The 14,086-nt window shown below is 35.1% G+C and carries 13 protein-coding genes; 9 read left to right on the top strand and 4 right to left on the bottom strand.

Annotation, left to right across the window (positions count from 1 at the left end; all coding sequences use genetic code 11):
- Positions 1-124 precede the first annotated feature (124 nt).
- Both E0I26_RS13425 and E0I26_RS13420 read left to right on the top strand, forming a co-directional pair.
- Positions 125-2,152 carry a M3 family metallopeptidase gene (locus E0I26_RS13425; protein ID WP_131916978.1) on the top strand — a complete coding sequence of 676 codons (2,028 nt, stop codon included), beginning with the start codon at positions 125-127 and terminating at the stop codon, positions 2,150-2,152.
- Between the two features lie 304 nt (positions 2,153-2,456).
- A complete protein-coding gene (locus tag E0I26_RS13420) occupies positions 2,457-2,918 on the top strand; it encodes an SRPBCC family protein (RefSeq protein ID WP_235831772.1) in 462 nt (153 codons plus the stop codon).
- Here the strand turns inward: E0I26_RS13420 and E0I26_RS13415 are convergent.
- Positions 2,898-3,728, bottom strand: a complete 831-nt coding sequence (locus E0I26_RS13415; RefSeq protein WP_131916977.1) for a UbiA prenyltransferase family protein — start codon at positions 3,726-3,728, stop codon at positions 2,898-2,900. The genes E0I26_RS13420 and E0I26_RS13415 overlap by 21 nt on opposite strands.
- Positions 3,729-3,875: 147 nt before the next feature.
- Between E0I26_RS13415 and gcvP the strand changes: the two genes are divergently transcribed.
- Positions 3,876-6,725 (top strand): aminomethyl-transferring glycine dehydrogenase, encoded by a 2,850-nt coding sequence (gene gcvP / locus E0I26_RS13410; protein WP_131916976.1) that lies wholly within the window; start codon positions 3,876-3,878, stop codon positions 6,723-6,725.
- 68 nt (positions 6,726-6,793) lie between these two features.
- On the opposite strand, the gene E0I26_RS13405 is transcribed toward gcvP, so the two are convergent.
- Entirely contained in the window at positions 6,794-7,318 is a 525-nt protein-coding gene (locus E0I26_RS13405; RefSeq protein WP_131916975.1) for a hypothetical protein, read from the bottom strand.
- Between the two features lie 365 nt (positions 7,319-7,683).
- On the opposite strand from E0I26_RS13405, the gene E0I26_RS13400 reads away from it, so the two are divergent.
- The 5 genes from E0I26_RS13400 to E0I26_RS13380 all read left to right on the top strand — a co-directional run bounded on the left by E0I26_RS13400 (position 7,684) and on the right by E0I26_RS13380 (position 12,024).
- The gene (locus tag E0I26_RS13400) at positions 7,684-8,742 is read left to right on the top strand and encodes a 3-oxoacyl-ACP synthase III family protein (RefSeq protein ID WP_131916974.1); all 1,059 of its coding nucleotides are present in this window, start codon (positions 7,684-7,686) and stop codon (positions 8,740-8,742) included.
- Positions 8,743-8,977: 235 nt separating this feature from the next.
- Positions 8,978-9,532 (top strand): methyltransferase, encoded by a 555-nt coding sequence (locus tag E0I26_RS13395; protein WP_131916973.1) that lies wholly within the window; start codon positions 8,978-8,980, stop codon positions 9,530-9,532.
- Positions 9,533-9,599: 67 nt separating this feature from the next.
- On the top strand, positions 9,600-10,448 hold the full coding sequence (locus E0I26_RS13390) for a glycosyltransferase family 2 protein (protein WP_131916972.1): 849 nt from the start codon (positions 9,600-9,602) through the stop codon (positions 10,446-10,448).
- 68 nt (positions 10,449-10,516) lie between these two features.
- Positions 10,517-11,266, top strand: coding sequence for an MlaE family ABC transporter permease (locus tag E0I26_RS13385; RefSeq protein WP_099713471.1), 750 nt, complete (start codon positions 10,517-10,519; stop codon positions 11,264-11,266).
- Positions 11,263-12,024, top strand: a complete 762-nt coding sequence (locus E0I26_RS13380) for an ABC transporter ATP-binding protein (protein WP_131916971.1) — start codon at positions 11,263-11,265, stop codon at positions 12,022-12,024. Before E0I26_RS13385 ends, E0I26_RS13380 begins: the two co-directional genes overlap by 4 nt.
- Positions 12,025-12,028: 4 nt before the next feature.
- Here E0I26_RS13380 and E0I26_RS13375 read toward each other — a convergent pair whose 3' ends face one another.
- Both E0I26_RS13375 and E0I26_RS13370 read right to left on the bottom strand, forming a co-directional pair.
- Positions 12,029-12,631, bottom strand: a complete 603-nt coding sequence (locus tag E0I26_RS13375) for a SprT-like domain-containing protein (protein ID WP_131916970.1) — start codon at positions 12,629-12,631, stop codon at positions 12,029-12,031.
- Between the two features lie 75 nt (positions 12,632-12,706).
- Positions 12,707-13,384 carry an SDR family NAD(P)-dependent oxidoreductase gene (locus E0I26_RS13370; protein ID WP_131916969.1) on the bottom strand — a complete coding sequence of 226 codons (678 nt, stop codon included), beginning with the start codon at positions 13,382-13,384 and terminating at the stop codon, positions 12,707-12,709.
- A 131-nt stretch (positions 13,385-13,515) separates the two neighbouring features.
- Between E0I26_RS13370 and E0I26_RS13365 the strand changes: the two genes are divergently transcribed.
- Positions 13,516-14,085, top strand: coding sequence for a GNAT family N-acetyltransferase (locus tag E0I26_RS13365; protein ID WP_131916968.1), 570 nt, complete (start codon positions 13,516-13,518; stop codon positions 14,083-14,085).
- The last annotated feature ends 1 nt before the right edge of the window (position 14,086 follow it).

The raw sequence follows: 14,086 nt of genomic DNA, 5'->3' as shown, positions 1-14,086 counted from the left end.
TTAAATAACACAATCAACAGTGCCATTTTGGAGCAAATCAATTGCTTTATCAACTTCATTTTTTTTATTAAATCCGTACATTTGTTATCTTTAAACATCGAATTCTTTTTATTAAAAAATACAAATGAGCATCTTAACCCACCATTTCAATACAAAGTACAATACTGCGCCTTTTTCGAAAATTAAAAACGAAGATTTTCTTCCTGCTTTTCAAAAAGGGATCGAATTAGCAAAAGCCGAAATTGACGCCATTGTACGAAATCCTATACAACCCACTTTCGAAAACACCATTGAAGCATTAGCGTTCAGCGGAGATGTTTTGGACCGAATTTCAAGCATCTTTTTCAACTTGAATTCGGCAGAAACAAATGATGAAATTCAAAAAATAGCTCAGGAAGTTTCTCCTTTATTATCTGAATTTGGAAATGACGTTCGCCTTAATCCAGATTTATTTGCTAGAGTAAAAACAGTTTATGAGCAACGAGAAAAACTGAATCTAAATCCGGAGCAAACCACGCTTTTGGATAAAAAATATAAAAGTTTTTCCAGAAACGGAGCCAATTTGCCGGAAGATAAAAAAAATCAATTACGAGAAATCGACAAAGAATTATCGAAATTGAGTTTGCAGTTTGGCGAAAATGTTTTGGCTGAAACGCAAGGGTATCAATTGCACATTACAAACAAAGAAGATTTAGCCGGCTTACCGGAAGGAACTATCGAAGCCTCTCATTCTTTGGCTAAAAGCCAAGAAAAAGAAGGTTGGATTTTTACATTGGATTATCCTAGTTATGTTCCGTTTGTGACGTATGCTGATAATCGTGAATTGAGAAAGAAAATGGCAATTGCTTTTGGCGCCAAAGGTTTTCAAAACAATGAATTTGACAATCAGGAAATCGTGCTGAAAATTGCAAAATTACGTTTTGAACGAGCGCAAGTTTTAGGTTATGCCACTCACGCTCATTTTGTTCTTGAAGAAAGAATGGCAGAAAGCCCGGAGAAAGTAAAAACATTTTCGAACGACTTATTGGAAAAAGCCAAACCGGCAGCTTTGAAAGAATTTGCGCAATTGACCGCTTTCGCAACAGCGTTACACGGAATTGACCAACTCGAAAAATGGGACGGCGCATATTATTCGGAAAAATTGAAACAACAATTATTCAATTTGGATGATGAAATATTAAAACCTTATTTTCAATTAGAAAAAGTTCTGGACGGTGCTTTTGCAGTAGCGCAAAAACTATATGGAATCACTTTCGAAGAAATTTTCGAAGTCGATAAATACCATGAAGAAGTAAAAACATACGCAGTAAAAGATGAAGACGACCAACTTGTTGCTGTTTTTTATGCTGATTTCTTTCCAAGAAAAGGCAAACGCAACGGTGCTTGGATGACGTCTTTTAAATCACAATACATAAAAAAAGAAATCAACGAAAGACCGCACATTTCTATTGTATGCAATTTCACGAAACCTACCGAAACAAAACCATCTTTATTAACTTTTAACGAAGTAACAACTTTGTTTCATGAATTTGGTCACGCGTTACACGGAATGTTAGCCAACACAACGTATCCAAGTTTATCCGGAACTTCCGTGTATTGGGATTTTGTGGAATTACCAAGTCAAATTTTAGAAAACTGGTGCTACGAACCGGAAGCCTTAGCTTTATTTGCGTATCATTATCAAACTGGAGAAATGATTCCAATGGAATTAGTTCACAAAATAAAAGAAAGTGCCAATTTTCAAGAAGGAATGGCAACGATGCGCCAGTTGAGTTTTGGATTGTTAGACATGGGATGGCACGCACAAGATCCTTCGAACATCAAAGACATCAAAGCTTTTGAAACCGAACAATTTGCAGCCACACAATTGTATCCTGATGTAAAGGAAAATGTGATGAGTACTTCTTTTTCCCATATTTTTCAAGGCGGTTATTCTTCTGGTTATTACAGTTATAAATGGGCCGAAGTTCTGGATGCTGATGCTTTTGAATATTTTCAGGAAAAAGGGATTTTCAATAAAGAAGTAGCCACAAAATTCAAAGAAAACGTGCTTTCAAAAGGCGGAACAGAGCATCCGATGATTTTGTACAAACGCTTTAGAGGGCAAGAACCAAAACCGGAAGCTTTGTTGAGAAGAGCAGGATTGGTTTAGATTATTGGACAATAAAATTTTTAGAGAATTAGAAACCGGAGTGAGAGCTTTGGTTTTTTTAAAGATTTTTATTTAAAAAAAATAAATGTAATATTAGTTTTATGGCATTTTAAAAAAAAATGTCTGTGTATTTGAAATTAAAATACTTTTTTATATTACTTTTGAATAAGCAAACCTTTGATTTTGTGCGAAATACGTTTAAACTACAATATAGAAATAGTTCGCTTTTATCAAGTATTTAAATACCACTTCTTTTTCTGTTGGTTCAAAAATTATCATTAAAGACAAACTAAAAAATCTAAATATGATGACAACTATAAAGGTATTAACAAAAATAAACGCCCCAATACAAACTGTTTTTGATTTATCCAGAAATGTTGATGCACATCAAAAATCTGCTGATTTCACAAAAGAAACCGCCATTGACGGAATAACTTCCGGATTAATCAACTACAATGAAACGGTGACTTGGCGGGGCAAACATTTTGGTGTTTATTTGAATCATAAAAGCCGAGTCACAGCAATGATTTTATACGACTATTTTGTTGATGAAATGGAGGAAGGAAAATTCAAATCATTCCGACATGAACATCTATTTAATGAAGAAGATGGCATTACCATAATGAAGGATAAATTATATTATGAAGTTCCTTATGGATTTTTTGGAAAATTATTTGATTTACTGTTTTTAAAAAATCATTTGATTAATTTTATTATCGAAAGAAATAAAACATTGAAAGCTCTGTCAGAAAATGAGAAGCAATAACCACCAAACAATCGGCACGCTTTCCGCCCAAAAAGAAGTGTAATATTTAGTTCGTTTTTCATTCGCAAAAAACAGAAAAAAGGCAGTGGTTATAGCAATGGCAAAAATCAATAGCAATTCCAATAGAAAGAATTGAAAATTGACATTACTATTGGAATTGAAAAATTCTAGTGTACAAAAAATAATTAATAAAAAATATCCCAAAATCTTAGTACGTTTTATTCCTATTTGTTGCGGAACAGTTTGCAAATTGGGATCATCATTTGCTAAATCAATAATCTCAAATATCAATACCAATACAAAAATCAAGATAAAGCGTTGCATGCATTTTAAATAGAAATCGAAAGTAATTGAAACATCCGCATTCAAAACAGGCAATACTAACGTCACACCTACCCAACACAAAGCCACAATATAAATTTTCACACCGGCCCAATTTCTGGCATTCTTCTTATTTGGAAAAAAGGGAAGTGTATACAACAACGTAATACTCAAAAAAACAATCGCTACGATTTGAGTTATTCGTTCCAGCAGAAAAAAATAATAGACAACAAAAAGAAGGGAACAAAAACTAAACAAAGCAATCATTTTTAGCTCCTTACGCATTTCAATTTTTTTGGCTCGAGCCAAAGCATCGTATTTTACAAAATTATATCCTACAATTGTTCCAAAAAAAGCAAAGTTGGCTATGGATTCATCAAAAGAAATATGGAACATATGTTGCGTCATTCTCACCAAGGCATAACACGATAAACCCACGTGAATACTGCTATTAATATAAAAATCGAACATTAGTTTTAAAAACCTCATTAGACAAAATTAATCAAAGTGTTAACAAGAATGACTTTTAGTTGAAAAATTCACAGAAAATGAAGTTAAAAAAGTCTTTTAATAGCAGATTAATATTTATTTTTACAGCCTTTTAAAACAAGAAACACACAACCCATTTTATATATAATGAAAACAGACGCTTTTGCATTAAGACACATTGGCCCAAGAGAGAATGACCTAGAACACATGTTGAAGACAATTGGGGCAGCAACACTTGACCAATTGATCCAAGAAACTATCCCAAGTGATATTCGTTTAAAATCTGATTTGGACTTGGAACCTGCTATGACTGAATATGAGTTTGCAAATCACATCCAGAAATTAGGGAATAAAAATAAAGTTTTTCAATCGTACATTGGTTTAGGGTACAATGCAGCAATTATTCCTGCGGTAATCCAAAGAAATGTATTTGAAAACCCAGGATGGTACACTGCTTACACACCGTATCAAGCCGAAATTGCACAAGGTCGTTTAGAAGCGATTTTGAACTTTCAAACGATGGTTATCGAATTAACCGGAATGGAAATCGCTAATGCTTCGTTACTTGATGAAGGAACTGCTGCTGCTGAAGCAATGGCATTACTTTTTGATGTTCGTTCTCGCGATCAAAAGAAAAACAACATCAATAAATTCTTCGTTTCTGAAGAAATATTACCACAAACTTTATCGGTTCTACAAACACGTTCTACGCCAATCGGGGTTGAATTAGTAGTTGGAAACCATGAAACATTCAATTTTTCGTCGGAATATTTTGGAGCAATCCTTCAATATCCAGGAAAATTTGGACAAGTTCATGATTATACCGCTTTTATCGCTAAAGCAGCTACAAACGAAATAAAAGTGGCTGTTGCTGCTGATATTTTGAGTTTGGCAAAATTGACTCCTCCGGGAGAAATGGGTGCTGCTGTAGTTCTTGGAACAACACAACGTTTCGGAATTCCGTTAGGTTATGGTGGTCCACACGCTGCTTATTTTGCTACAAAAGAAGAATACAAAAGAAGTATGCCGGGAAGAATCATCGGTGTAACTGTTGATACTGACGGAAATCGTGCCTTGCGTATGGCATTACAAACACGCGAGCAACACATTAAACGTGATAAAGCAACTTCAAATATTTGTACCGCACAAGTATTATTATCCGTTATGGCAGGAATGTATACCGTTTATCATGGTCCAAAAGGATTGCAATATATTGCCAATAAAGTACATGCTTCGGCAGCAACATTGGCAAATCAATTAGAAAAATTAGGGTTACAACAAACCAACACTGCTTTCTTTGACACAATTGTTGTTAAAGCTGATGCCAAAAAAGTACGCGCCATCGCAGAACAAAATGAAGTTAACTTTTATTACATCGACGAAAATACGGTTTCAATTTCCTTAAATGAAACAACAAGTATTGCTGATTTAAATAAAATTGTTGCCATTTTCGCTTCCGCAAATGATAAACAAGCAACTACAATTGACAGTTTATCAGAAACCAATCATTTCCCAGAAAACATAAACAGAACATCTACTTTCTTGCAACATGATGTTTTCAACAAGCACCATTCAGAAACAGCTTTGATGCGTTACATCAAAATGTTAGAAAGAAAAGATTTAGCATTGAATCATTCGATGATTTCACTGGGTTCTTGTACGATGAAACTGAATGCCGCTTCAGAAATGTTGCCTTTGAGCATGGCACAATGGAATAACATTCACCCATTTGCACCATTGGATCAAGCGCAAGGATACCAAGAAATGTTGGCTAAATTAGAACAACAGTTAAATGTTATTACTGGTTTTGCAGGAACAACGTTGCAACCTAACTCAGGCGCACAAGGGGAATATGCAGGATTAATGGTAATTCGCGCGTACCACCAATCAAGAGGAGATCACCATAGAAATATCGCCTTAATTCCATCATCAGCGCACGGAACAAATCCAGCTTCGGCAGCGATGGCAGGAATGAAAGTTGTGGTTACTAAAACATTAGAAAACGGAAATATTGACGTTGAAGATTTACGTGAAAAAGCTATTTTACACAAAGACAATCTTTCTTGCTTGATGGTAACCTATCCTTCAACTCACGGTGTTTTTGAAAGCGCAATTAAAGAAATTACACAATTGATCCACGATAACGGTGGACAAGTCTATATGGATGGTGCCAACATGAATGCTCAAGTAGGATTAACAAACCCTGCAACTATTGGTGCTGATGTTTGTCACTTGAACTTACACAAAACATTCGCTATTCCTCACGGTGGCGGAGGACCAGGTGTAGGACCAATATGTGTTGCACCACAATTAGTGCCATTTTTGCCAACAAATCCTGTAATAGCAACTGGTGGAGAAAACGCCATCACGGCAATTTCTGCTGCGCCTTGGGGTTCTGCTTTGGTTTGCTTGATATCGTATGGCTACATCTGTATGCTTGGTGCTGAAGGTGTAAAAAAATCTACTCAATATGCAATTTTAAACGCGAACTACATTAAAGAGAAATTAAACGGTCACTATGATACGTTGTATTCTGGAGAAATGGGTCGTGCAGCACACGAAATGATTTTGGAATGCCGTCCATTTAAAGAAAAAGGAATTGAAGTAACTGATATTGCAAAACGTTTGATGGATTATGGTTTCCATGCTCCTACCGTTTCTTTCCCAGTTGCCGGAACTTTAATGGTTGAACCAACCGAAAGTGAAAACTTAGAAGAGTTGGATCGTTTTTGTGACGCCATGATTGCTATCAGAAAAGAAATTGAAGCCGCTACTTTAGACAATCCAAATAATGTGCTGAAAAATGCGCCACATACTTTGATGATGGTAACTACAGATAGCTGGAATTTCCCATACACTCGGGAACAAGCAGCTTTTCCATTAGAATACATTGCCGAAAATAAATTCTGGCCTACCGTTCGTAGAGCAGATGAAGCGTATGGCGATAGAAATTTAGTTTGTTCTTGCGCGCCTATTGAAGCGTACATGGAAAACTAATTTTTAAATATTCTTATAAAAAAATGCCTCGATATATCGAGGCATTTTTTTATAAGAATATTCTAAATTTAGTATTTATATCCTAAACCAGTTTTTATAGCTTGTGTTCCACCAAATTGATTCGAATTTGCCCCAACCGTAGTTTTATCAGAAATCATCAATACAAAAGGACAACCTAGAACTGCAGCAGACATTTTAAGCTTTTTTTCTGCTTTTTTGTCGCCTGTATTACCAGTTTGAAGATTAATCATTCCCGTTTTACCTCTAACTTCACCTACTTTTTTCAAACCAGCGATATACGATTTCTCTTCAAGGATAATCACTTTTTCCCAATCAGCTTCACCAGCAACAACTATTTTTTCCGTAACTTCTTCTACTCTACCGCTTTTGCCGTAAACAATTTTTTCAATAGCATACTTTCCGATAGAATTTTCAGCATCTTCACCATCATATTTAAAAACAACCGTGTATTCGTCTACACGCATCACTTTTCCGTTTACAATTTCACCACTGTGTTTTGTAATAACATCAACTTGAGCAGTTACAAATGCTGTTGTTAAAATCATAGAAAACAATAAAATAATTTTTTTCATTTTTTTTATTAATTAGTTATTTATAATTCTCAAAAATATAAAAAAACTTACAAAATTACCAACATTTAATAAAAGAAATTATAATCCTACAAAAATTAAGATCACAGCTAAAAACTACCCAGAAATATTTTTAATATAATTATTCATTGGCAATAAATATGAATCATAAACTCTTAAATATCCATTTCATCAATCGCAACAATTAGAAAATAAATATCACATACTTTTTTACAATTTGTAATAAAATAATCAATATTTTTGCCAATAAATTATTATTTCACAATTATATGCATGCATAATAAATTTTATGAGTGTACTAATTTATTTATCATTAAATTAGCGTGAATTTTTGGAAAAACAACCCGATGAAAATAAAAATAACTGGAATAGGAAGTTATATTCCTGAGAAAAAAGTAAGCAATACTGACTTTAGTGAACATGTTTTTTTGAATGAAGACGGAACAGCTTTTGGTTACCCTAATGAAGTAGTCATTAATAAATTTAAAGGAATTACTGGTATAGAACACAGACGTTACGCCGAAGACCAATACACCTCTTCTGATTTAGCTTTCTTTGCTTCTCAAAAAGCAATAGAAAATGCAGGAATTGATCCGGAAACAATTGACTACATCATCTTTGCACATAATTTTGGCGATGTAAAATGCGGAACAAATCAATCCGATATGATTCCTAGTTTGGCCACTCGTGTCAAACACAAACTACAAATAAAAAACCCAAAATGCGTAGCCTACGATATCCTTTTTGGATGCCCGGGCTGGATAGAAGGTGTTATGCAAGCCAATGCTTTCATAAAATCTGGCATGGCAAAACGCTGTTTGGTAATAGGTTCTGAAACACTTTCTAGAGTAGTTGATGCGCACGACAGGGATTCTATGATCTATTCGGATGGTGCAGGTGCTTCTATCATTGAAGCCTCAGACGACGAAACCGGAATGTTAGCGTACGAAAGTGCGACTTATGCTAATGACGAGGCTAATTACTTGTTCTTTGGCAAATCGTACAACCCAGATTTAGATCCAGACATTCGTTATATAAAAATGTATGGACGCAAAATCTATGAATTTGCCTTAAGCCAAGTTCCGGCAGCAATGAAAAGTTGCTTGGACAAAAGCGGATTGGGAATTGATGACGTGAAAAAAATTCTTATTCATCAAGCCAATGAAAAAATGGACGAAGCTATAATAAACCGTTTTTACAAATTATACGACAGACCCGTTCCAAAAGACATCATGCCGATGAGCATTCATGAACTGGGAAATAGCAGTGTAGCCACCGTTCCAACTCTTTTTGACTTGTTAATTCGCGGAGAAATTGAAAACCAATCCATACAAAAAGGCGACGTTCTTATCTTTGCATCCGTTGGAGCAGGAATGAACATTAACGCATTTGTTTACCGATATTAAAATTGTGAGGAACGCAACAATCAGGAGCTAATCCGGCTGTACACTACAATTCCTCACTACAAAACTTGTTTTTCTAAGGTGCAAGAAAGCTTCTTTCAGTCGCTTTTTGCACCTTGAAAAACTACATTTTGAAGCTCCGGGATTTTCATTCCCATCCGGGCTAAAAAAGAATGCCCAAAAACACATTTATTACTATATTTGTGCCTTCGTGCCCTAGCGGCAAAATCAAAAAAACATGTACGAAAAAACGTTTCCCAATAAAAGATTCAAACATACTTTAGAATTTCTAAAAAAACACGTCTCACCTTCAGAGACCATCTTAGATTTAGGTGTTGAAAATCCTTTCTCTAAAATCATGAAATCCGAAGGATTTGCAGTTACAAATACAGCAGGAGAAGACTTAGACAAAGACCAATCCATCTTTTCGACAGAAAAAAAAGATGTGGTGACCGCTTTCGAAATCTTTGAACATCTACTAAATCCTTACACAATTTTAAGCGAAATAAAATCGGATAAACTTTTTATATCTATCCCAATGCGTTTGTGGTTTTCACCAGCCTATCGAAGCAAAACCGATATGTGGGACAGACATTATCATGAATTTGAAGATTGGCAACTGGACTGGCTTTTGGAAAAAACGGGTTGGAAAATAATCGACCGTGAAAAATGGACAAATCCAGTAAAGAAATTTGGCATTCGTCCCTTATTGAGAAAGTTCACCAACCGATATTATATTGTTTACGCTGAAAAAATCCCCACCCCAACCCTCCCCGAAGGGAAGGGAGCCTAGACTCTACAATTTTTAAGTTTAAAATCTTATAATCTCAGCATCTTAGAAACTTAGTCCCTCAAGAAAAATGAATTATTATATTGTTATTCCGGCTCATAACGAAGAAGCTTTTATTGCTTTAACTTTAGATTCTTTGATTTCTCAAACTATTTTACCAAAAAAAATAGTGATTGTCAATGACAATTCTACGGATAAAACGGCTGAAATAGTTACGGCTTACGCCAAAGAAAATCCGTTTATCTCTTTAGTAAACAAAACTTCAAGCGCGATACATTTACCAGGAAGTAAAGTCATTCAGGCTTTTCACAAAGGTTTCGAAACACTGGACGAAGAATATGACGTTATCGTAAAACTGGATGCTGACTTAATTTTACCCAACAACTATTTCGAAACTATTCTAAATATTTTCGAAAAAGACGCAACAATAGGAATGGCTGGCGGATTTGCTTACATTGAAAAAAATGGCGAATGGATTCTGGAAAACCTAACCGATAAAGACCATATTCGTGGTGCGTTTAAAGCTTATAGAAAAGCATGTTTCCAACAAATAGGGAATTTAAAACCTGCTATGGGTTGGGATACTGTTGATGAATTATTGTCAAAATTTTACGGCTGGAAAGTCGTTACCGATGCTTCATTAATCGTAAAACATTTAAAACCAACTGGAGCAAATTACAACAAAACGGCCCGTTATAAACAGGGAGAAGCGTTTTACACTTTAGGTTACGGATTTTTAATCACTTCGATAGCTTCGGCAAAACTGGCGATGATGAAAAAGAAACCGTTACTCTTTTTAGATTACATCAAAGGTTTTTGGAAAGCAAAAGCAGCTAAAACACCATTATTGGTAACCGCAGAACAAGCTAAATTTATTCGCAAGTATCGTTTGAAGAAAATGAAAGAAAAAATTTTCTAACGAAAACTACGAACGCATAACTTATAACTCATAACTATTTTTGTAATTTAGCCCATATTCACAAAACTATGATGCTCATTCGATATATAACGCAGATAGGAAGATACTTCTTAATGCTAAAAGAAATTTTCAATAAACAGACAAAATGGTCTGTGATGAGAAATCTAATTTTTAAGGAAATAGACGATTTAATTATTGGTTCCCTTGGTATTGTAGCATTCATTTCTTTCTTTGTTGGAGGTGTTGTTGCCATCCAAACTGCATTGAACCTGACCAATCCATTAATCCCAAAATATCTTATTGGTTTTGCCACACGACAATCTGTAATATTAGAATTTGCGCCTACGTTCATCTCAGTGATTATGGCTGGAAAAATGGGTTCTTTTATTACATCAAGTATCGGAACTATGAGAGTGACGGAACAAATTGACGCTCTGGAAGTGATGGGAGTTAATTCCCTAAACTATTTAGTTTTTCCAAAAATAATTGCTCTATTGCTTTATCCTTTTGTTATTGGAATCAGTATGTTCCTGGGTGTTTTGGGTGGCTGGATGGCTGGTGTTTATGGCGGATTTACTTCAAGTGACGAGTTTATAAATGGTGCGCAATTAGATTTTATTCCGTTTCATATCGTTTATGCTTTTCTTAAAACATTGATTTTTGCCATGTTATTAGCAACTATTCCTTCTTTTCACGGATATTACATGAAAGGTGGCGCACTCGAAGTAGGGCGCGCAAGTACCGTATCCTTTGTTTGGACATCAGTTACCATAATTACTTTTAATTACATATTAACTCAATTGTTACTTGGCTCATGATAGAAGTAAAAAACATAGAAAAATCATTTGGCGGTATCAAAATCCTTAAAGGCGTTTCCACTGTTTTTGAAACAGGAAAAACGAATTTAATTATTGGACAAAGTGGATCCGGGAAAACCGTTATGCTAAAAAGTCTTTTAGGAATTCACACTCCAGAATCTGGAACCATTTCATTTGACGGGAGAATATATTCTGAGCTCGCTCCAGATGAAAAACGTGATTTACGAACTGAAATCGGAATGGTTTTTCAAGGAAGTGCCTTGTTTGATTCCATGACAGTTGCCGAAAACGTAGGCTTCCCATTGAAAATGTTCACCAAAGATAATAATTCAAAAATCCAGGAGCGCGTAGACTTTGTATTAAAAAGGGTCAACCTAACTGACGCACATAAAAAACTACCTTCGGAAATTTCAGGAGGAATGCAAAAACGGGTAGCGATTGCGCGCGCTATTGTAAACAATCCAAAATACCTGTTTTGTGACGAACCAAACTCTGGTTTAGATCCAAATACAGCTATTTTGATTGATAATCTTATCAAAGAAATTACCGAAGAATATAATATCACGACAGTAATAAATACGCATGATATGAACTCTGTGATGGAAATTGGAGAGAAAATTTTATTCTTAAAAGATGGTTTAAAAGCTTGGGAAGGAACCAAAGAAGAAATTTTCAGAACCGATAACGAAGCTGTTGTGGCCTTTGTTTATTCTTCTAATTTATTCAAAAAAGTAAGAGAAGCGTATTTGAAAGAGTAAAAGGCTAGCTTGATTTCAACAACTCCACCTCAGCATTTGGGTTGAATAAATAGGTTCTTCCAGAACTCATTTCTAAACATTCAAAACGCTTGGTTCTTATCGCGACCTTCTTGAAAATCTTTCCGTTTTGGATTCGGAAAACACTTCCGTACGGAATTTCGAATACATAGTTTTTATCATTTTGTTGGTCAAATTGTTTCAGTGCCAAAGCCAAAGTAGCATCGGTATCGCTGCTGGCTGTTGGATTTTTGAAATGTCGTGCCAACAAAGGCAATAAGTGATTCGGGAAAATTTCTGGGCGAATATAAGGAATCATCAACCTTTGAAAAGAATATTTCCACTCATTTCCATGAGGTTTAATATGTCTCCCAAATTTTTCAAAAGCCACCAAATGCGAGATTTCATGAATCAACGTAATCAAAAACTTGTATTTATTCAGATTTGAATTAACCGTGATTTCATGCTTCCCATTCAACCCTTTTCGATAATCTCCATGACGCGTCTGACGCTCGTTTACAATCTTAAGATGCACTTGATTGGCAACAATAAGTTCGAAAACGGGTTTTACCGCATGCTCTGGAATGTATCTTGCTAAGGTTTCGCTCAAAGTAGTTGGAGGTTAGGAGTTAGACGTTATGTGTAAAGAGTTATCTGCTAGAGTCGTCGTTTAACGAATAACCTATTATGGATTAGTAGAAGAAACTTGCAACACTTTGCCGTTGAAATATTTATTTCCAGTCAAAGTGAAATCATAAATATAATTGGCCATTTCACCCGCTGTTATTGGCGCTTGATAGCCTGGAAAAGCTTCCGCCAACATTTCTGTTTGCACTGAACCCAAAGCTAAAACATTGAAAGAAATTCCACGCTCCTTATATTCTTCAGCTAACAACTCTGACAACGTAATAACGGCACCTTTACTGGAACTATAAGCTGCCAATCCAGCAAATTTTAAACTTCCCTGAATCCCACCCATAGAACTTATGGTTACTACGTGGCTTCCTTTTTGCAAATAAGGCAGGCAAATTCGAGTCAAATTAGCAACCCCAAAAACATTGACTTTATAGATATTTTCAAAATCTTCCTGAGTCGTTTCTGAAAAGGGTTTCAACAATAAACTTCCTGCGTTATGAATGACTGCATCTATTTGTTTCCAAGACTTGAAAAGAAAATCACTTACTTTCACTAATTCAGATTCATTGGATAAATCAACTGAAAGACAGGTGATATTTTCGTTCCCTAATAAAGCTTGAGGGATTTTTCTTGAAATGGCTAATACTTGGTGTCCCGCATTGGCAAATTGCAATGCCAACTCAAATCCTATTCCTCTACTCGTTCCTGTGATGATAATATTTTTCATAGAGCAAAAATAAACAAAAACGATAAAAAAGTAATGCTTTACGCAAAGGATTGTTGCTACAATAAAAATTAAAGATTCCTATAATTTTACTTATTTTTGACAAAGTAAATTAACATCCGAATTCCCAGAAAATGACAGAAAGCATACAATTCGAAACCGCAAAAATGAGTGACATTGATGGCGTATTGGCATTACAGGAATTGTATCTTGTAGCTAATTTATCCGAAGAAGAAAAAGCTTCCGGGTTTGTCACTACACCATTTACAATACAGCAACTAACTGAAGTTATCAATGAAAACAACTTATTTATTGCCAAAGACAATAACAAAATCATTGCTTACATTTTTGCGGGAAGTTGGGATTTTTTCAAACAATGGCCCATTTTCAAGTATATGAGTTCATTGTTTCCTGAACTGATCTTTTTAGATTTTGAAATTGCCACAACCAATAGTTTTCAATACGGCCCCATTTGCATTCACAAGGAATATCGCGGAAAAGGATTGATAACGCCACTGTTTGAATTCATGAGAATACACATGGTCCAAAAATATCCATTGAGTTTGACTTTCATCAACAAAATCAATATTCCATCCGCGAAAGCACATACCGAAAAACTAAAATGGACCATTATTGGGGATTTTCAATTCAACAATAATGACTATTTTATTTTGGCGTACGAAATGAATAAGGCCGTTTCTTAAA

It is taken from the genome of Flavobacterium rhamnosiphilum, assembly GCF_004349195.1.
In the GTDB taxonomy this organism is placed as follows: domain Bacteria; phylum Bacteroidota; class Bacteroidia; order Flavobacteriales; family Flavobacteriaceae; genus Flavobacterium; species Flavobacterium rhamnosiphilum.
This window is presented reverse-complemented; position numbering and strand designations above follow the sequence as displayed.

Coding starts and splice junctions, on each gene's coding strand:
- E0I26_RS13425 (WP_131916978.1), top strand. CDS start 125: ATGAGCATCTTAACCCACCATTTCAATACAAAGTACAATACTGCGCCT.
- E0I26_RS13420 (WP_235831772.1), top strand. CDS start 2,457: ATGATGACAACTATAAAGGTATTAACAAAAATAAACGCCCCAATACAA.
- E0I26_RS13415 (WP_131916977.1), bottom strand. CDS start 3,728: ATGAGGTTTTTAAAACTAATGTTCGATTTTTATATTAATAGCAGTATT.
- gcvP (WP_131916976.1), top strand. CDS start 3,876: ATGAAAACAGACGCTTTTGCATTAAGACACATTGGCCCAAGAGAGAAT.
- E0I26_RS13405 (WP_131916975.1), bottom strand. CDS start 7,318: ATGAAAAAAATTATTTTATTGTTTTCTATGATTTTAACAACAGCATTT.
- E0I26_RS13400 (WP_131916974.1), top strand. CDS start 7,684: ATGAAAATAAAAATAACTGGAATAGGAAGTTATATTCCTGAGAAAAAA.
- E0I26_RS13395 (WP_131916973.1), top strand. CDS start 8,978: ATGTACGAAAAAACGTTTCCCAATAAAAGATTCAAACATACTTTAGAA.
- E0I26_RS13390 (WP_131916972.1), top strand. CDS start 9,600: ATGAATTATTATATTGTTATTCCGGCTCATAACGAAGAAGCTTTTATT.
- E0I26_RS13385 (WP_099713471.1), top strand. CDS start 10,517: ATGATGCTCATTCGATATATAACGCAGATAGGAAGATACTTCTTAATG.
- E0I26_RS13380 (WP_131916971.1), top strand. CDS start 11,263: ATGATAGAAGTAAAAAACATAGAAAAATCATTTGGCGGTATCAAAATC.
- E0I26_RS13370 (WP_131916969.1), bottom strand. CDS start 13,384: ATGAAAAATATTATCATCACAGGAACGAGTAGAGGAATAGGATTTGAG.
- E0I26_RS13365 (WP_131916968.1), top strand. CDS start 13,516: ATGACAGAAAGCATACAATTCGAAACCGCAAAAATGAGTGACATTGAT.